The organism is Ruegeria sp. YTSC325, assembly GCF_059609525.1.
On the sequence record NZ_JBXWLY010000001.1, the window covers coordinates 398544 to 416366 of the forward strand.

The following is a 17823-nucleotide window of genomic DNA, read 5'->3' on the forward strand; positions in this document are numbered from 1 at the left end:
AAAGATAATGAGTGGAAAACAGATTTCAGTATTGTTGATTTCGCCCGACGAAGAGATCTACTCGGCGATTGAAGGGTCTCTTGCTGAACAGGAGAACTGTCAGTTCACTGGCCGAAAAGACACGGTCTCGGGTGTGAACGGTTCGGCCATCTCGCTTACGGCGCTGAATGATGTGGTTCTGTTCGACGTCGAGGAAGACAGTGACAAAATGCTGGAAACAGCACAGAGCATCTGCGATGCGCGGATGCCCAACGCAATTATCATTGCGCTGGCCCCGGAAGATCTGCCGCTTGAAAAAGCTCGACAGCTTAAGAAATTGGGCGTCGATGACGTTTTACCCCGGACCGCGATCAACGAGGAGATCGTGCCGCAGGTTGATGCGATCCGGACTCGCCGCCAAGCTCAGTTGCCTGCGGTTTGGGGCGGTCATGCAACGCTGGGCAAAGTGATTGCCGTGGCAAAATCTCGTGGTGGTGTAGGTTCTTCACTTGTGGCCGCAAATATGGCCAACGAGTTGCAGCAGAAAGAAGGTTTCTTCAAGAAGAAAGCGGCCAACGAGGTTGCAGTGGTTGATCTGGACTTCCAGTTTGGTTCCATCGCGGCCCTGATGGACGTGGAAGAAAGCGATGCCATGTGGCGCATGGCAATGGAAGAAAGCATTCCTGACACTGCGTTTCTGGATCAGGCGATGACCAAAGCACCATGCGGTGTAGATGTTCTGGCAGCTCCATCACGTTATGGCCCGCTATCTGCCATCAAAGACGAACAGATTGACGCTATTCTGGACAGTTTGCGCCGGTCTCACGACTACGTCGTGGTTGATCTGCCGCGTGCTTTGGTCGAGTGGATCACTCCGGTTCTCGCCCAGGCGGACAGGCTGTATCTGGTTACGGATGTGGCCGTGCCGTCGGTGCGCTCTGCCCGCAAGCTGATTGATTTTTATCACAGCGAAAACCCAGCTTTGGACATTCAACTGATTGCAAGTCTTGAGAAAAAGCCCTTGTTCCCCGCGGCCCATCACCGCGCGGCGACCAAGCTACTTGAAAAAGACTTCTCGTATTGGGTGCCAAAGGACGAGCGTACAGTGCGCGAGTCCGTTGATCGAGGCGTTCCCTTGCAGGACGTGTCCAACCGGGCACCAGCGACACGGGCGATCAAGAAGCTGGCGGATGACACGCGGGCTTCTCTGCCGCCGCGCGTGAACAGCTGACGCCCGTTCCCCAAGCCGTGATGTAAGATAAAGTAAAAGGTTGAAAGAATGTTTCGTGAATTTGACAGAACGAGCCGTACAGCACCCAGCGCACCCAAGGTCGTTCCCTTGGATACCAAGAAGCTGGACTCTAACGTATCAGACATCGCAGCCTTTGAAGCCGAGAAAAAGGTCGTTGATCGCGAAAGGCAGCAGGATCGTATTGACCTGAAGGCGCGGATGCACAACTCGCTGCTGGACAAGCTGAACCTCGCTGTCATCGACAAGGTTGAAGAGGACACTCTGCGGGGCGAGATTGGCAAGCACGCTACGGATCTGTTGCGCCATGAAGGCCGTGCGATGCGCAGCGAAGAGATCAAAGACCTTGTCGAAGAGCTGATGCATGAAGTCCTGGGCCTTGGCCCGCTCGAGCCGTTGCTGGCCGACCCGACGATCAACGATATCCTGGTCAACGGACATGAGCAGATCTTTGTCGAACGCGCTGGTATCCTTGAAAAAACTGAAGCCCGGTTCCGTGATGAACGCCACCTGCTGCGTATCATCGACAAAATCGTTAGCCGGGTTGGTCGCCGTATTGATGAACGTCAGCCTTGGGTGGACGCGCGTCTAGAGGATGGTAGCCGTGTGAACGCTATTATTCGGCCTTGCGCTTTGGATGGTCCTGCCCTGTCGATCCGTAAATTTGCACGCGTTCCTTTGACGATGCAGCGTTTGGTGAACAACGGCGCCCTGAACGACAGTGCCGCAAACCTGCTGAGAGGGCTGGTTGACGCCAAGATGAATGTTCTGATCTCGGGCGGTACAGGCTCTGGTAAGACAACGATGCTGAACGCGCTTTCTTCTTACATTGGCGAGAACGAACGGATCGTGACCATCGAAGATGCCGCGGAACTCCAGCTGCAGCAGGAACATGTGCTGCGCATGGAGACGCGTCCGGCTGGTCTAGACGGAACAGGAGCTGTGGCGCAGCGTGACCTTGTTCGAAACGCGCTGCGGATGCGCCCGGACCGTATCGTCGTAGGCGAGGTACGCGGCTCGGAAGCCTTTGACATGTTGCAGGCCATGAACACAGGCCATGACGGATCGATGACTACGGTCCACGCGAACAGCCCAAGAGATGCCCTGTCGCGTGTCGAACAGATGGTCCAGATGGGTGGAATGGAACTGCCGCATTCGGCCATTCGCGCCACCATTGCCTCGGCAGTGCACTTTGTTCTGCAGTTGAACCGTATGTCAGACGGTACCCGCCGCGTGACTTCCATCGCTGAAGTGACCGGCATGGAAGGGGACATTGTGACCATGCAAGACATCTTTGTCTTCAAGCGCGAAGGTAAAGATGAGAACGGCAAAGTTTTGGGACGGTTCAAGGCAACCGGTATCCGGCCGAAGTCGAGCGAGGCATTGGCTGCTGCTGGGGTAGACCTGTCCACCGTCCAGTTCACCTAAGGAGGCGGGTCATGTTCGAGCAAATTCGATCATTCTTTTCCAATCTCGATATCAACGGCATTGTTGGGCCCGAGATGGAAATCTTCGGTTTTGATGCGCGCTTTGTTCTCGCGTTGGCTGTTTTCCTGGGGGCTCTGATCGCATGGGAAGGGCTGCGGCAATTCCTGAAGCGGGGTGAAAACCGCGAAGAAGCGATCAATCGTCGCGTTCAGTTGCTAAACGAAGGTAAGAGCGGCGAAGATGTTCTGAACCTGCTTAAACCGCAGGAAGCCAAACCGCTGATCCGGAATTTCCCGTTCGTGGGGGATCTTCCGGCAGCGTTGAAAGCGTCCGGGTTGAACATGGCCCCCGAGGTGTTCCTGATAGCTTGTGCTGCGGCTTTTCTTGTCTGCGCAATTGGCGGTTCGCTCGTGTCCAACCCGGTGCAGGTTGTGCCAATCTCGGCCGTGGTTTTCTTGTTTGGCCCGCTTGTTGTCCTCGGAAGCACGTTGAGAAAGCGTAAGGCCATGCTGATCAAGCAACTGCCTGATGCGCTGGACCTTATGGCCCGGGGATTGAAAGTTGGGCATCCGCTGAACACGACGTTGCAGAGCGTTGCCGAAGAGATGCCTGATCCTATCGGCACCGAGTTCGGGCTGATTGTCGACCAGGTTGCCTACGGCGAAGAACTGCCGGATGCCTTGAAGACCCTTGCTGAGCGTATTGACGAAGAAGACATTCAGTACCTGGCTGTTGCGTTGATGATGCAGCATGGTACGGGGGGTGATCTTGCCGGAATCCTCAGAACCCTCGCGCGGGTTATTCGCGCGCGAATGTCGCTGCGCCGTAAAGTCAAGGCGATCTCGGCTGAAGGTCGAATGACCGCATTTATCCTATCCAGTATTCCCGTCCTAATTGCTGTCTTTATGACGATCATGACACCGACCTATTACGGCGATGTTGCGGATGCTCCGTCGTTCTGGCCGGTAATGGGGGTGATCGCAGTAGCGGTGGTTTTGAATGCCATCATATTGTTCAAGCTGGTGAATTTCCGGATATAAGGAGTTTCTCCGATGGAATATATCAATTCTATTCTTGCTGACGAAATTGGGTCACAAATCCTTTTACTTGCAATTGTGATCCTTGGCGCAGTGCTCGCCTTTTTCGGAATTTCGTCCACTTTCAAAGAACGCTCAACCGCTGCTGATCGCATGGCGCCAAGTCGGCCGCGCCAAAATCTGGCTCGGGGAACGCCGGATAAACTGGAAGGCGAAACGCCGACTGGCCTGAGCGCAGCGCTTATCCCTGCCGATGCAAGCGAGCGTCTCGAAGTCGGGCAGGTGCTGGCCAAGTCTGGCTTTCGCGGGAAGAACGCGATTGCGGGTTACTACTTTATCCGGTTGGGCCTGGCGACCTTTTTGCCGATGACCTTTATCTTTTTGCTCAACTGGCAGCCGCCGAACAACTTTGGCGCGCGGATTGCAGAATATATGGGCGGCCTGGACTTGCTGGCGACCCTAAGAAACGTGGTCATTTTGGGTGCGATCGGGTTCTACGTTCCTCATCTGTGGATGAAAGCCCGCATCAAAGAGCGCAAATGGCAGATGGAGAGCGCCTTCCCGAACATGCTGGATCTTCTGCAGATTGGGATCGAAGCTGGTATGGGATTCGATCAGGCTCTGCTGAAAGTGGCCGTCGAAATGCAATTGGTTGCTCCAGAACTGTCCGAAGAAATACTGATCGCGCTAAGCGAGATTCAGGCAGGCCGGGATCGTGACACGGCTCTTATGCGTATGGCGCGTCGAACCGGGATCGAGGAAATGAGTGCTTTTGTAAGTGTTGTTCTTCAGTCGACCCGGTTTGGTGTTCCACTTGCTTCTGCCTTGAACACTTATGCGGAAGAGATGCGGGAACTGCGTGAAGTACGCGCTCAGGAAAAGGCCAACAAACTGCCCGTCCAAATGTCGGCAGTCATGGCCAGCCTGATGTTGCCAGCTATTGCTGGTTTGATCCTGGCTCCTATCGTGATTCGGTACATGGAGACCTTTGGAAGCTAAGGCTGACTACGCATACTGAAAGACAGAATGCAGGGTCAAAACCAGTCCCGAAGACCCGATCGCGATCCCCATTGGAAACTCTCGCGATTGGGCAGTTGATTTGAAGCGCGGAGACAGGGTTTTGGCATAACGTCGTACCAAGGCCATCCCAACAAGCCCTAGACCCATACCTGCGGCCAAGAGCAGTAAATAGTCGGGAACTGCTGGGCTTGGAACAATGAGAAACACGACAGGAAGCATCTTGGCGTCCCCGCCGCCCAGCCATCTGACTGCGAACAGGCCAAAGCAGAGCAGAAAGCACGCTCCGCCAATCATGAGGCGCATGAACAACTCGTGCCATTCCAGAAACGGGGCGGTGGCCACGAAAATGACCAGGCCGATGATGCAATAGGTGTTAGGAATTCGCAACTGAGTGAAATCAGTCCACGCTGTAGCCGCAAACAGCGGCGCGAACAGCCATAGGGCAATCCAATTTTGCCAGTCTAATTCAGGCATTAAGCCCTTGCTTGATGCAGTTTCCCGTACAGCGCCTCGCGCTCTTCGACCGACACTAGTCTGCGTGCCAGCATATGGAAATTATCCAGACCGGTTTTCGAATAGATATGTTTGAGGTGTGTCCTGACAGTTGCAGGTCCAATTCCCAACTCAGCGCCGATACCTTGGGATGATATGCCACGAGACACCAATACGCACACACGCCATTCGGCACGGGTAAGCCCCGCAGGGTTTTCGGTGCTCAGGATAGGCACTTCAATACTTGTCTTGCGGATGGTTGCGACGGTCTGCCGGGACAATGCCTCGGTCACAAGGCCAGCGCGCCGGCTCTGAAACGTCTCGGATAACTGTGGAGCAATCTGTTCGATTGCCTCCTTATAGCCGGGTTCGGGATTTTGACCAAAGTGCAGCTCAAGAAAGTCTATTTCGCCAGCCTGATGGTCCAGACACAGGAACAGGATGTCCGAGATTTTGCGATGCGCAATCCAATCCGTCAGGACCGGTGACAGTTTCGCAGGGTCCTCGCCATCTTCACGCAAACTGAAAACAGATGCCCTTTTCGGCACGTTGCGAAAAGGTCCAAGCGCGTCATTGGCATAGGACAAGAACAGAGGGCGGCTGATTGATGGATCGCGCGTGTCCGAACGCGCGGCCACCCTGTGGGCACCTTTGTTCAGCCACAAACGGCTTATGACGGCGCAGTCTGCGCCGAAGGCTTCCACGATACCATTGAGAGCTGCGTCCAGAACAAGGCCGCCCTGACTCCAATGAATGAAATTTATGATTGCTCGTGCATGAAGCGCATTTGGCAGCCACGCTCCAGTTTGAGCCTTCCCCCCATTCATACGTCACCATTCCATACTAATTACAACAAAAATGCGGCTTACGCCAAAAGCGGACAAATGCCCACTCGATTCTTTAACGATTCTTTTGAAAGTCTAACGTACCACCTAAAAAATTAACTGAAAATTAATGGAACATAAATTTAGAGCAACGAACGAAAGTTGTGACTTTATGGCCTCCTTTCTGGGGACAAACGAGCGAGCTCCATTAGACTGTTTCTTTCATGGCGTGTTAAGCGCTCTGGCTTGGGTCATTATGAGTGTTCATAATGTGATTTATGACGATAAAAAAGTTCATCAAAGATCAGCAAGTTTAAGCTCTTCAGAATGTGCTCTCAGGTGTTTGAATGCGGCGCGGATAAGTGTCATTGTGAGAACTCTTCGCATTTGGCCCTAAGGGTGCATCTTGAATCAGCGAGCTTGGCGACGGTTTTAGGTTTTTGACAAGAATAATGGATTCACAATTAAACATCTGTAATTAAAAAGTAAAAAATTCCAAAATGACTAAACATTAACTGATTTTCTCATCTCTTGTGTATTTGTTTACCTAACATCGGTGCAAGTTTAATAGGTTGTTGAGAAATTTTCGGATGGGCCTCCATACTCATAGAACGCAGAAATGCGCCTTCACTCGCTGGAAGAGGAGCCAGAGAGTGAAAATTGGGAAATGGGAGGAATGAATGACTAACAAATCTGTCACACGCCGCGGCGTGCTGAAGTCCGGTGCCGTTGCGGGAACCGGTCTGGCCCTGCCTACGATCTTCACCGCTTCGTCAGCAGCAGCCTACACTAACGAGCCCACAGGGTCTTCGGTTACCCTTGGTTTCAACGTCCCGCAGACCGGGCCATATGCCGAAGAAGGAAATGATGAACTTCTGGCGCAACAGCTGGCGGTCGAGCATCTGAATGGCGAAGGCGATGGCGGTTGCCTGAACACCTTTACGTCCAAGGCGCTCAAGGGGAACGGTATCCTTGGCAAAAAGGTCGAGTTCGTAACCGGTGATACACAAACCAAATCGGATGCAGCCCGCGCTTCGGCCAAGTCGATGATCGAAAAAGACGGGGCCGTGATGATCAACGGCGGATCGTCCTCGGGCGTGGCCGTTGCGGTTCAGGGTCTGTGCCAAGAGGCGGGCGTGATCTTTATGGCGGGTCTTACCCATGCCAATGACACCACCGGTAAAGACAAGAAAGCCAACGGTTTCCGCCACTTCTTCAACGCCTATATGTCGGGTGCCGCGCTGGCGCCGGTTCTGGCGGCTGAGATGGGCAAGGAACGCCGCGCTTATCACCTGACAGCTGACTACAACTGGGGCTGGACCCAGGAAGAGTCGATTGTTGCTTCGACCGAAGCCTTGGGATGGGAAACGGTCAACACAGTCAAAACACCACTCGCGTCAACGGACTTTTCGTCCTACATCGCTCCGGTTCTGAACTCGGGCGCGGATGTTCTGGTTCTAAACCACTATGGCGGCAACATGGTGAACTCGCTGACCAACGCGATTCAGTTCGGCTTGCTGGACAAGGTGGCCAACGGCAAGGACTTCAAGATTGTCGTGCCGCTGTATTCCGAACTGATGGCCGCTGGTGCGGGCGAGAACATCAAGGGCGTGCTGGGTTCGATGAACTGGAACTGGCAGCTGCAGGATGAGGGCACCAAGGCCTTCGTGAAATCCTTCGGTGAAAAGTACGGCAAGCCGCCATCCAACTCGGCCCAGACCTGCTATGCGCAGGTTCTGCTATATGCCGATGCGGTCGAGCGTGCGGGTACGTTCAACCCCTGTGGCGTTGTTGAAGCGCTGGAAGGGTTCGAGTTCGACGGTCTGGGCAACGGTAAGACACTGTACCGCGCCGAAGATCACCAGTGCTTCAAAGATGTGCTGGTCGTGCGTGGCAACGAAAACCCGACAAACGCCTATGATACGCTGGAAATCGTCGAAGTGACCCCGGTCGAACAGGTGACCTATGCACCTGATCATCCGATGTTCGCCGGCGGTGACCTGGGTTCTTGTAACTCGGGCGCATAATCCGCGCCTCAGAATTTTCGACGAAAATTCTTGTACCTGAAACTGGGCTCTCCTGCTGACGCAGGGGAGCCTGCCTTGAAGGCAATAAAAGGGGGGGGACAATGGACGCCATACTTCTTCAAATCCTAAACGGGCTCGATAAGGGATCGGCATATGCGCTTATCGCGCTAGGGCTGACATTGATCTTTGGCACGCTGGGTGTTGTGAACTTTGCCCACGGGGCGCTGTTCATGATCGGCGCTTTTTGTGCTGTTACCCTTCAAAAGCTGTTTAGCCTCAGCTTTCAGACCATCGACGAAACCCAGACGGACTTTCTGGGTAATCCGCTGAAGGTCGAGACACCTTATGTCGAGGCATGGTTCGGCCCTGAGGTCGGTGCGTCAATCATCGACTGGTCGGTGCCTCTGGCGATCTTGTTCGCGATCCCGATCATGCTGTTGGTCGGCTACGTGATGGAGCGCGGGCTGATCAAGCATTTCTACAAACGCCCCCATGCGGATCAGATCCTTGTGACATTTGGTCTGGCTATCGTACTGCAAGAGGTCGTCAAGTATTTCTTCGGGGCCAACCCGATCCAGACCCCGCCGCCCGAAGCGCTCAATGGCTCTATCGATTTGGGCACCATGATCGGGTTCGATCCGAACGCAATCATTTATCCGATCTGGCGTCTGGTCTATTTCGGCTTTGCGGTTGCCATTATCGGTGCAGTCTTCTCGTTCCTGCAATTCACCACCTTCGGCATGGTTGTTCGCGCAGGTATGGCCGACCGGGAAACCGTAGGTTTGTTGGGCATTAACATCGACCGCCGATTTACCATCATGTTCGGGATCGCTGCTGCGGTGGCAGGACTGGCCGGGGTGATGTACGGGCCGCTCAATCCGCCGAACTACCACATGGGGATGGACTTCTTGGTACTTAGCTTTGTTGTGGTTGTTGTAGGTGGCATGGGATCGCTGCCTGGTGCCGTGTTGGCGGGGTTCTTGCTGGGGGTCCTCGAGAGCTTTGCCTCGACCACTTGGGCCACGACCACGATTCCGGGCATCAACCAGATCATCATCTACCTTGTCGCCATCATCGTGCTGCTGCTGCGGCCACGCGGGCTGATGGGGCGCAAAGGCGTGATGGAGGACTAATCCATGTTTGGACTGAACAAGAAAGACACCGGGCTGCTGATCATCGTTGGGATTCTGACGCTGCTGGCCCCCTTCATCCTGAACCCGTTCCCGGCGGACAGCGCCATGGCGCAGTTCAACGCGGGCTACCCCGACCTGATGCAGCGGTTCGTGATCTTTGGCATCTTCGCCATCGGGTTCAACATCCTGTTTGGCCTGACCGGATACCTGTCCTTCGGCCATGCGGCCTTTCTGGGCGTGGGATCGTATTCGGCCGTTTGGATGTTCAAGCTGCTCAGCTATAACGTCATCCCCGCCATCGCGCTGAGCGTGGTGATCGCTGGGTTGTTCTCTTTGCTGATCGGTTATGTCAGCCTGCGGCGGTCAGGGATTTATTTCTCGATCCTGACGCTGGCCTTCGCACAGATGAGCTTTGCGCTGGCCTATTCGGTGCTGTCGAACCCCAAATTCAACCTGACCAACGGGGAGACTGGCCTTCAGGTCTATGCAGATGACCCGCAGATCCTGCAGGGGGCCAATGCGCCCGACCTGCCGCACCTGTTCGGATTACCCATGCGCGCGACTTATACGCTGGACATAGGCGCGTGGAGCTTTGACTTCAACGCAGGCTACTACCTGTGTGCGGTGGTTATGATGGTCGTGTTTTATCTGGCGATCCGTATTTTCCGGTCGCCTTTCGGGATGATGCTGCGGGCGGTGAAGTCGAACCAGCAGCGGATGAACTACACCGGGCTGAACTCGAAACCCTATACGCTGGCGGCCTTTGTGATCTCTGGCATGTATGCCGGTCTGGCTGGTGGCCTGATGGCCGCGATGGATCCGCTGGCCGGGGCCGAGCGGATGCAGTGGACGGCCTCGGGCGAGGTGGTTCTGATGACCATCCTTGGCGGTACCGGAACGCTGATCGGTCCGGTTCTGGGCGCGGGCTTCATCAAGTATTTCGAGAACATATTCTCGAAAATCAACGATAACGTCCTGCACAGCTGGTTTGCCTTCCTGCCCGACGGGTTGGAGGACGCGGTGGTGTTCATCATCCACCCGTTCATCGGCAAAGGCTGGCACCTGACATTGGGTATCCTGTTCATGTTGGTGGTGATTTATCTGCCTGGCGGCCTTGTCGAAGGCGGACAGCGGGTATCGAACTGGTTCAAACGTCGGAAATCCGGTGCGGATGATGCGCCTTCGGGCAAAACCGAGCCAGCGGAATAAAGGAGGCGACTATGGCAATTCTACGTGTAAAAGACGTCAGTAAACGCTTCGGTGGCCTAAAGGCGCTGACGGACGTGAACCTGAACGTCGAGGAAAATTCGGTTCATGCCATCATCGGCCCCAATGGCGCCGGCAAGTCGACCCTGCTGAACTGTCTTGTGGGTAAACTGATGCCGGATACCGGGTCGGTCCTGTTTGACAACAATTCGGTGCTAGGGCTCGAGCCGTTTCAGATCAACCAGATGGGCATCAGCCGTGTGTTCCAGACCCCCGAGATATTCGGTGAGCTGACTGTGATGGAGAACATGCTGATCCCGATTTTCGCCATGCGAGACGGGGCGTTTCGGATGCACGCCTATGAGACGATTGCCAATGAAAAGGACATCGTCGAACAGGCCGAAGCGATGCTGGTCGAGATGAACATGGCCGACAAGCGCGAAATGCACGCCGCTTCCTTGTCGCGTGGTGACAAGCGTCGGCTTGAGATCGGCATGTGCCTTAGCCAGAACCCGCGTCTGTTGCTGCTGGATGAACCGACAGCCGGAATGGCGCGGGCCGATACCAACAACACGATCGACCTGCTGAAACAAATCAAGGATGAACGCGACATCACCATCGCGATCATTGAGCACGATATGCATGTGGTCTTCAGCCTTGCCGAACGGATTACCGTGCTGGCACAGGGCACACCCTTAGTGGAAGACGTGCCAGAGAACATTCGCGGTAACCCCAAGGTTCGCGAAGCCTATCTGGGCGAGGCAGCGTAAGGAAAAGCTATGAATCAGAAACCGGACTTTTCGAAAAACGCCAATATGGCCACAACTGCGCCCGCCTTTCTTTCGGTGTGGGATATGCATTCGTACTACGGCGAAAGCTACATCGTTCAAGGTGTCAGCTTCAACGTGCACGAGGGCGAGATTCTGGCTCTGCTCGGCCGGAACGGGGCTGGTAAGACCTCGACCCTACGCTCGATCGCGCGTCTTGGTGACCCCGAAGTGCGCCATGGCGAGATCTGGCTGGACCACCAGCCTCTGCACAACAAAACAAGCTACGAGGCCGCAGCGGCAGGTCTTGGTCTTGTCCCCGAGGATCGCCGGATCATCCCTGGCTTGACGGTCGAGGAAAACCTGCAACTTGCTCAGATTGCGCCACCAATTGGCTGGTCGCTTGAACGTATCTACGAGTTGTTCCCCCGTCTTGGCGAGCGACGCAAGCAAGAGGGTGTGACCCTGTCAGGTGGTGAGCAGCAAATGCTGGCCATAGCGCGTGCATTGGCACGCGACATCAAGGTTTTGCTGTTGGACGAGCCCTACGAAGGATTGGCCCCGGTGATCGTGGATGAGATCGAAAAGACTCTGATCCACGTAAAGCAACAGGGCATGACCACGATCATCGTTGAACAAAACGCCGTGCGTGCATTGGAACTAGCCGACCGCGCAATCATCCTGGATACAGGTAGTATCGTGTTTGACGGCACTGCCAGCGAAGTGCTGGAGAATACGCAACTGCGTGAGGAATATTTGGCGATCTGATCCAGACAATCCGTTGCAAAGCGTTAAGGCGGGGTGGGGAACCACTTCGCCTTAGTTGTTTCAGGACTGCAAAAAGAGCGATTGAATTCGAACGACGGTTGGAGGTTTTCCGGCCTCTACGGGAAACCCCCAATATCTTGCAAATACGAAATACCTTAACTGTAAAGCATCCAAGGTTTTACCAAGGACATTTCCCCCTTTGAGGGGCTGGCTTCTTACCCCCTCGGCCGGCCCCTCAGTTCCTTGGATCAGGCCGTTTCTTCCAGCTTCGATATCGCTTGCTGGACCAACGAGGGCAGCTTTTCGTTGTGGTCGTAGTTAAGTGCATGCGGGATTTCGGATACGGGTGACTTCCGATACCCTTCGGTGAACAGCAGAAACGGAACCTGCGCACGTTGCGCGGTTTCGGCGTCGACTTCGCTGTCGCCAATAAACAGACGCGGACCGGTCGGGGTGACTGCGTCGAAACTGGCGTGAAGATGCGCGGGGTCGGGCTTGCGTGTGTTCAGAGTATCACCGCCAAAGACGGTTTCGAAATGATGGGCGAGGCCCAAATCCCGCAGAATATCGCGGGCGGGGGCCTCGGGCTTGTTGGTGCAAATGCCTAATACGCATCCCATATCGCGCAGCTGCTGTAGCGCCTCGGAAACACCGGGATAGGGCACGGTCAGCGCACTGGATGCGGCGGAATAATGTGCAAGTGTACGCTCAGTCAGTTCTGCATGGCGATCAAGTGGCATGTCGCAATGCCTGATGACACGTTCGACCAATTTGGGAAGGCCATTCCCAACGAATTGCTGGATTGTATCTTGTGGAAGATAGGGGCGCCCCTCGTCCTGCAGCATGCGGTTCGCGGCGGCCGCGATATCAGGCAAACTGTCGATCAGCGTTCCGTCCAGATCGAACATGAGCGTTGCAGTCATGGAAAACCTCGGGCGTTTGAATTGTCGCATCAGACTTAGCCCGATCGCCAAAGCAGCGCAATTCCACGCGGATGAATGAGGTATGATTTTGACGCTTGACATACCTGAGTAAAATTATCAGATTAAGGATCAAGACACCAAGCCAACCCGGACTCGGGTCAGCCAGCCACTGAAAACGCGAACAGAAATCGGCCTTTCGCCCGTGACCCTCTGGAGTTGACCTGATGAATGTGCAGAACCCGAACCCCACGCAATCCTACCCCGTATCCATGCTGCCGGCACATAAAGCCGAAGAACTGACGAAAGGCGGAAATCTGGCTCATATTGAGCTGGGTGATCAGCTTTACACCCTGCGCATCACCCGCGCTGGCAAACTGATCCTGACGAAATGAGCGCGCGTTTTGCCCGCGGCGGGGCTACCGTTGGTCGACTGACAGACCTTAGCCCTATTGAAGCCAGCGCGGTTCTGTACTTGCGGCAGTGGAGCGATGCAGCGTTGGCGCGCGCAGATGGTTTGGCGCAAGAATCCGATCAGGACAGCGTTGCGATGAGTGTTATGGATCGCTTGTGTTCACTCTGTGCTCATCATGGCAGACGACCGTTGATCCGCCACGGACTGGGGTGTTCCTGTCTGGGCGCGGATGAGAACTGTTTCGCGCAGATGATCTCCGCAGCCTCGGAAGGTGCGCGGGAAGACACAATGATGTTGGCGGCGCTTATCGTCCGTCCGGATTTCGCGCCCGCCCTTGCTGCCTTGTCCGAGGAATTGGCGCTGGCATTGCGTCGCATGTCAGTCGCGGCCCCGCTTCCTTCGACCGGCCACGTAACCCCCTCTGCCGTGTTGCATTAACAGCTCGGTCAGGCTCAGACCCCCGTTCCAGTTAGGCCGGGGGTTTGTTCATTCAGCAACACCCGCAACCGGCATGGTGGTGATCGCAGGCGGGGGCAGGGGCATAGTCACCGACCTCGGTCAGCACATCGCGCAGCGCCCACAGGATCATGTCGACATCATCCGCCTCGATCGTCAGGGGCGGGCGGATTTTCAGGATGTTGTCCTTTGGCCCTTCGCTGCCGATCAGAATGCGATGATCGCGCATCCGGTTCTTGACGTATTTGCAAATCTCGGTGCCCTCAGAGCCGCCCGGGTCGATCAACTCGACCCCCAGAAACAGACCCATGCCCCGAACGTCGCCAACACAGCCGAAGTCGGCCTCGATCCCGCGCAACCCGTCCATCAGCTGCGCGCCCATTACGCGGGCATTGTCCTGCAGCTCCTCGTCATCGACGATGTCCAGCACCTCTTTCCCGATCCGGCAGGACAAGGTTGATCCACCAAAGGTCGAGAAGAACTCGATCCCGTTGTCAAAGTTTTGGGCGATTTCCCTGGTCGTGACCAACACGCCCAAGGGGTGTCCGTTGCCGATCGGTTTGCCCATCACCACGATATCGGGCAGCGCGTGCTGGTGTTCAAAGCCAAAGTAATACTCACCCAGACGCCCCAGCCCGGTCTGCACCTCATCGGCGATACACACCCCTCCGGCGGCGCGGATTTTTTCGTATACTGCGGGCAGATAGCCTTTGGGCGGGATGATCTGGCCCCCGACCGAGGGGAAGGTCTCGGCGATGAAACCGGCGATACCGTGGCCCTTGTCCTGCAAAGCGGCAATCGCAGGGTCCACAAGATCCGCGAATTTTGTGGCGCGGTCGGGATCGTCGCGCTTGAATGATCCGCGATAGTCGTCAGCCACTTCAACCAGTTCGACCCAATCCGCCTGACCCACGCCGCCGGGTTTATTGAACTTATAGGCCGAGATCGCGACCGCCGCATTCGTATTGCCGTGATAGCCGTGATCGGGCGTCACGATCCCCTTGGCCCCGGTATGGGCGCGGGCCAGCCGCAGGGCCAGCTCGTTCGCCTCGGTGCCGGAATTGACGAAAAAACAGACCTCAAGGTGGTCAGGCAGTTTCGACAGCACCTTATCGGCAAAAGCGGTCTGCGCCGGGTGCAGATAGCGCGTGTTCGAGTTCATGCGTTTCAGCTGATCCGCCGCCACGGCCTGAATACGCGGATGGGCGTGGCCCACATGGGGGACGTTGTTATAGGCGTCCAGATACGGGCGGCCCCATTCGTCGAATAGGTGGTGTTTCCACCCGCGTACCAGCATGACCGGATCGTCATAGGTCAGGCTGAGATTGCCGCCAAAATGGTCGTGCCGCCCCTGCAGGATCGCCTGCTTGTCGGTCGGTTGATAGAACACCTTGTCATCAGGCAGGTTCAGCAAGGCCGCCGGGTTGGGGCAAACCGCGTGCCACAGCTCCATCTCATCGGGGTCACCAACACCGGGCCAGTCGTTCTGCATCCCGTCCGTGGTCATCGCCAGCTGGAAATGCACATGCGGGGCCCAGCCGCCGTTCTGTGTGGCGTCCCCCAATCGCGCGAACGCAGCGCCCTGCGCCACCGGATCACCGGGTTTCAGCCGATCGCACACCTCAGGGTCCAGATGACCATAGAGCGTATAGAACGCGTCCCCCTCAGGCGTTTCGTGATGCAGGATCACCACGCCGCCATAGTCCAGATGGGCGTCGCGGTTTTCCACCGCCTCAACCCGTCCACTCATCGGCGCGTGCAACACGGTGCCCGCCTGGGCGAACACATCCACCGCCAAGTGCACCGTGCGACGGTCCGAGGCTTTCCACGGCCCCTTACGGAACCCCGGCTCGGCATAGATCAGGCGCGGCTCATTGTAATATCCCAGCCACAAGCCCTCGCCATATTCCTCGCCCACGCGGGCGGCCTCGGCCAGTGGCATATGAAACGGGTTCTGCGGCCAGACGCAGTTTTCCACCGACAGCGACCCCATCGGAAGATCAACCAGATCTTGTCCAAACATCGGTGCGAACTGACCGCGATGAGCGGTCAGATAGGCGTGGACGCGCTCGGCCCCATCCGTCACAGGCAGCCCGCAGGCCACGCGCAGCCGCGCCGCCATCAACCCGCCATTGACCGAAGCGTTCTCCAGAAACCGCCAGGCGGGGGCCTGGCTGATGGTCACATACGGATCATCGGGATTGTCGATGGCCATTAGGGTCGAGTTCACCACCGACACCGCCAGCCGCATCCGCAACAGCGGCCAGATCAGATCAACCTCATCCGTGCGCAAGCGGTTCGCGGCGTGATAGCCCTGCACCAAGGCGGTCAGCACGCGTTCGGGCTTAGGATGATCCAACACGATATATGCCCCGGCAATCGCCAGGTCGCAGATGCGGGGTGCCGCGCACATATCCCCCAGATCAATCAGGCCCGAGACGCTCTGCCGCTGGCCCATCTCACCCTCGACCAGAATGTTATAGTCATTGGCGTCATTGTGGATGGCTTGTTTGGGAAGCCGGGACAGAACCGGCGATATCGCGTCAAACCCGGCACAAATCCCGGCCAGCAAAGCGCGCCGCGCGGGATCAGAGATCGCCTCAAGCTGATCCGCGATCCAACCCGCCTGCATCATGTCCCACTTGAAATCCGCGCGCTGCAAGCCGTCATGGGTAAACCCTTCCAGCGCACGGTCAGTCGCCCCCAACGCACGGCCCAGCTTCAGGATCAATGCCTCGGACTTCGGCGCGGCCTTGGCGTAGCACTCGCCAGGTAGACGCTCCAGCAACCAGACCAACCGGGGCTGTCCGTCCTGATCCGCAATCTCGGGCAGCAGACGGCCTTTCAGATCAGGGAAAACCTTGGGAAACGGCAGACCCGGCGCCTCAGCCGCGATATGCTCCAGCGCCTTGACCTGCAAGTCGACGAAGTCGGCCTCGCAGCCCGCGCGCATGACCTTTAGAACGTAATCCTGACCATTGGTGGCATGGACCATGAAATTCAGGTCATACTCGCCATCCAGCCGCGTCAGCTTGGCCTCCAGACCCCAATGCTGGCGCAAGGCACCGGCCCAGAACTCCGTCATGTTTTCCATTCCCAAACCTGCCCCGTTTGCAAACGGGATCCTCTTCATCTGGCTAAAAATACCTTCGGGGGGAATCGCGCCCCGGCGCGATGGGGGGCAGACAGCCCCCCTGACCCGTTACCCCAAAGCGCGCAGCCGCTTGATCAGCGAGGACGTATCCCAGCGCCCCCCGCCCAGCTTCTGCACATCCTTGTAGAACTGATCGACCAAAGCCGTCACAGGCAGAGATGCCCCGGTCTCATCCGCCGTATCCAGACAAATCCCCAGATCCTTGCGCATCCAGTCGACAGCAAAACCATGGTCGAAATGGTCGTCCAGCATGGTCTCGTAACGATTGGCCATCTGCCAGCTGCCGGCCGCCCCCTGGCTTATCACTTCAACGACCGAGCGACCGTCCAGTCCTGCCTTTTCAGCGAAATGCAGCGCTTCGCTCAAACCCTGCACCAAACCGGCGATGGCGATTTGGTTGCACATCTTGGTCATCTGCCCTGCGCCACTTTCGCCGATGCGGCGACAGATTTTGGAATAGACCTGCATCACCGGTTCTGCTGCATCATAGGCCGCTTGATCCGCACCACACATGATCGACAAGACCCCATTCTCGGCCCCAGCCTGACCGCCCGAGATCGGAGCGTCCACAAACGCGATACCTGCGGCTTTGCCTGCGTCGTAGAGCTCACGCGTCACCTTGGCGGATACGGTTGTGTGATCGACAAAAATCGCCCCCTCGGACATGCCGTGAAACGCGCCGTTCGCTCCGGTGCAGACCATGCGCAGGTCATCGTCATTGCCCACGCAAGCCATGACAAATTCCGCGCCCTCAGCGGCTTCGCGCGGCGTCGTCCCCATTGATCCACCATGTTGGGCCACCCAAGCCTCGGCCTTGGCTGTGGTGCGGTTGTAGACGGTGACATCGTGGCCTGCAGCCTGTAGGTGACCGGCCATCGGATAGCCCATTACACCCAAACCCAGAAACGCGACTTTTGCCATGTGGAGATCCTCTCTGCTGTCCGACAA

16 protein-coding genes are annotated in these 17823 nt (G+C 56.5%); 11 read left to right on the forward strand and 5 right to left on the reverse strand.

What is annotated here, in order from left to right; genetic code table 11:
• The first annotated feature begins 7 nt into the window (after positions 1-7).
• Genes AC2FF7_RS02070 through AC2FF7_RS02085 form a run of 4 tightly spaced genes read left to right on the forward strand, consistent with a single transcriptional unit; the run spans position 8 to position 4692 of the window.
• Positions 8-1210: a CpaE/TadZ family protein gene (locus AC2FF7_RS02070; RefSeq protein ID WP_480867007.1), complete on the forward strand. Its 1203-nt coding sequence runs from the start codon at positions 8-10 to the stop codon at positions 1208-1210.
• Positions 1211-1258: 48 nt separating this feature from the next.
• Positions 1259-2656 (forward strand): TadA family conjugal transfer-associated ATPase, encoded by a 1398-nt coding sequence (locus tag AC2FF7_RS02075; protein ID WP_480867009.1) that lies wholly within the window; start codon positions 1259-1261, stop codon positions 2654-2656.
• A gap of 11 nt (positions 2657-2667) precedes the next feature.
• Complete coding sequence (locus AC2FF7_RS02080; protein WP_480867011.1) at positions 2668-3696, forward strand: type II secretion system F family protein; 1029 nt, start codon at positions 2668-2670, stop codon at positions 3694-3696.
• A 12-nt stretch (positions 3697-3708) separates the two neighbouring features.
• Positions 3709-4692: a type II secretion system F family protein gene (locus AC2FF7_RS02085; RefSeq protein ID WP_480483346.1), complete on the forward strand. Its 984-nt coding sequence runs from the start codon at positions 3709-3711 to the stop codon at positions 4690-4692.
• Positions 4693-4698: 6 nt separating this feature from the next.
• Here the strand turns inward: AC2FF7_RS02085 and AC2FF7_RS02090 are convergent, their stop codons facing one another.
• Positions 4699-5187, reverse strand: coding sequence for an A24 family peptidase (locus AC2FF7_RS02090; RefSeq protein ID WP_480867013.1), 489 nt, complete (start codon positions 5185-5187; stop codon positions 4699-4701).
• Positions 5187-6032 carry a helix-turn-helix transcriptional regulator gene (locus tag AC2FF7_RS02095; RefSeq protein ID WP_480867015.1) on the reverse strand — a complete coding sequence of 282 codons (846 nt, stop codon included), beginning with the start codon at positions 6030-6032 and terminating at the stop codon, positions 5187-5189. The genes AC2FF7_RS02090 and AC2FF7_RS02095 overlap by 1 nt, the downstream gene beginning before the upstream one ends.
• A gap of 677 nt (positions 6033-6709) precedes the next feature.
• Between AC2FF7_RS02095 and AC2FF7_RS02100 the strand changes: the two genes are divergently transcribed.
• From AC2FF7_RS02100 to AC2FF7_RS02120, 5 genes are all read left to right on the forward strand, one after another.
• On the forward strand, positions 6710-8056 hold the full coding sequence (locus tag AC2FF7_RS02100) for a substrate-binding protein (protein ID WP_170353387.1): 1347 nt from the start codon (positions 6710-6712) through the stop codon (positions 8054-8056).
• Between the two features lie 101 nt (positions 8057-8157).
• The gene (locus tag AC2FF7_RS02105) at positions 8158-9189 is read left to right on the forward strand and encodes a branched-chain amino acid ABC transporter permease (protein ID WP_170353386.1); all 1032 of its coding nucleotides are present in this window, start codon (positions 8158-8160) and stop codon (positions 9187-9189) included.
• Positions 9190-9192: 3 nt separating this feature from the next.
• A complete protein-coding gene (locus tag AC2FF7_RS02110; RefSeq protein WP_170353385.1) occupies positions 9193-10398 on the forward strand; it encodes a branched-chain amino acid ABC transporter permease in 1206 nt (401 codons plus the stop codon).
• Between the two features lie 11 nt (positions 10399-10409).
• Positions 10410-11165: an ABC transporter ATP-binding protein gene (locus tag AC2FF7_RS02115; protein ID WP_170353384.1), complete on the forward strand. Its 756-nt coding sequence runs from the start codon at positions 10410-10412 to the stop codon at positions 11163-11165.
• A 9-nt stretch (positions 11166-11174) separates the two neighbouring features.
• Complete coding sequence (locus AC2FF7_RS02120; protein WP_170353383.1) at positions 11175-11930, forward strand: ABC transporter ATP-binding protein; 756 nt, start codon at positions 11175-11177, stop codon at positions 11928-11930.
• Between the two features lie 248 nt (positions 11931-12178).
• On the opposite strand, the gene gph is transcribed toward AC2FF7_RS02120, so the two are convergent.
• Positions 12179-12853 (reverse strand): phosphoglycolate phosphatase, encoded by a 675-nt coding sequence (gene gph / locus AC2FF7_RS02125; RefSeq protein WP_496905119.1) that lies wholly within the window; start codon positions 12851-12853, stop codon positions 12179-12181.
• Positions 12854-13077: 224 nt separating this feature from the next.
• Between gph and hemP the strand changes: the two genes are divergently transcribed.
• Together hemP and AC2FF7_RS02135 are read left to right on the forward strand one after the other, a co-directional pair.
• Complete coding sequence (hemP, locus tag AC2FF7_RS02130; protein ID WP_170751582.1) at positions 13078-13245, forward strand: hemin uptake protein HemP; 168 nt, start codon at positions 13078-13080, stop codon at positions 13243-13245.
• Entirely contained in the window at positions 13242-13703 is a 462-nt protein-coding gene (locus AC2FF7_RS02135; RefSeq protein WP_496905120.1) for a hypothetical protein, read from the forward strand. The genes hemP and AC2FF7_RS02135 overlap by 4 nt, the downstream gene beginning before the upstream one ends.
• Positions 13704-13755: 52 nt before the next feature.
• Here the strand turns inward: AC2FF7_RS02135 and AC2FF7_RS02140 are convergent, their stop codons facing one another.
• Both AC2FF7_RS02140 and AC2FF7_RS02145 read right to left on the reverse strand, forming a co-directional pair.
• Positions 13756-16815: an aminotransferase class III-fold pyridoxal phosphate-dependent enzyme gene (locus tag AC2FF7_RS02140; RefSeq protein ID WP_496905121.1), complete on the reverse strand. Its 3060-nt coding sequence runs from the start codon at positions 16813-16815 to the stop codon at positions 13756-13758.
• Positions 16816-16923: 108 nt separating this feature from the next.
• Positions 16924-17796 (reverse strand): NAD(P)-dependent oxidoreductase, encoded by an 873-nt coding sequence (locus AC2FF7_RS02145; protein WP_480867022.1) that lies wholly within the window; start codon positions 17794-17796, stop codon positions 16924-16926.
• Positions 17797-17823: the final 27 nt, after the last annotated feature.

What these genes read in the sequence shown, in the direction of transcription:
- AC2FF7_RS02090 (WP_480867013.1), bottom strand. Translation starts at nt 5,187, where the DNA reads ATGCCTGAATTAGACTGGCAAAATTGGATTGCCCTATGGCTGTTCGCG.
- AC2FF7_RS02085 (WP_480483346.1), top strand. Translation starts at nt 3,709, where the DNA reads ATGGAATATATCAATTCTATTCTTGCTGACGAAATTGGGTCACAAATC.
- AC2FF7_RS02135 (WP_496905120.1), top strand. Translation starts at nt 13,242, where the DNA reads ATGAGCGCGCGTTTTGCCCGCGGCGGGGCTACCGTTGGTCGACTGACA.
- AC2FF7_RS02145 (WP_480867022.1), bottom strand. Translation starts at nt 17,796, where the DNA reads ATGGCAAAAGTCGCGTTTCTGGGTTTGGGTGTAATGGGCTATCCGATG.
- gph (WP_496905119.1), bottom strand. Translation starts at nt 12,853, where the DNA reads ATGACTGCAACGCTCATGTTCGATCTGGACGGAACGCTGATCGACAGT.
- AC2FF7_RS02105 (WP_170353386.1), top strand. Translation starts at nt 8,158, where the DNA reads ATGGACGCCATACTTCTTCAAATCCTAAACGGGCTCGATAAGGGATCG.
- AC2FF7_RS02115 (WP_170353384.1), top strand. Translation starts at nt 10,410, where the DNA reads ATGGCAATTCTACGTGTAAAAGACGTCAGTAAACGCTTCGGTGGCCTA.
- AC2FF7_RS02095 (WP_480867015.1), bottom strand. Translation starts at nt 6,032, where the DNA reads ATGAATGGGGGGAAGGCTCAAACTGGAGCGTGGCTGCCAAATGCGCTT.
- AC2FF7_RS02070 (WP_480867007.1), top strand. Translation starts at nt 8, where the DNA reads ATGAGTGGAAAACAGATTTCAGTATTGTTGATTTCGCCCGACGAAGAG.
- AC2FF7_RS02100 (WP_170353387.1), top strand. Translation starts at nt 6,710, where the DNA reads ATGACTAACAAATCTGTCACACGCCGCGGCGTGCTGAAGTCCGGTGCC.
- AC2FF7_RS02075 (WP_480867009.1), top strand. Translation starts at nt 1,259, where the DNA reads ATGTTTCGTGAATTTGACAGAACGAGCCGTACAGCACCCAGCGCACCC.
- AC2FF7_RS02110 (WP_170353385.1), top strand. Translation starts at nt 9,193, where the DNA reads ATGTTTGGACTGAACAAGAAAGACACCGGGCTGCTGATCATCGTTGGG.
- AC2FF7_RS02140 (WP_496905121.1), bottom strand. Translation starts at nt 16,815, where the DNA reads ATGGAAAACATGACGGAGTTCTGGGCCGGTGCCTTGCGCCAGCATTGG.
- hemP (WP_170751582.1), top strand. Translation starts at nt 13,078, where the DNA reads ATGAATGTGCAGAACCCGAACCCCACGCAATCCTACCCCGTATCCATG.
- AC2FF7_RS02080 (WP_480867011.1), top strand. Translation starts at nt 2,668, where the DNA reads ATGTTCGAGCAAATTCGATCATTCTTTTCCAATCTCGATATCAACGGC.
- AC2FF7_RS02120 (WP_170353383.1), top strand. Translation starts at nt 11,175, where the DNA reads ATGAATCAGAAACCGGACTTTTCGAAAAACGCCAATATGGCCACAACT.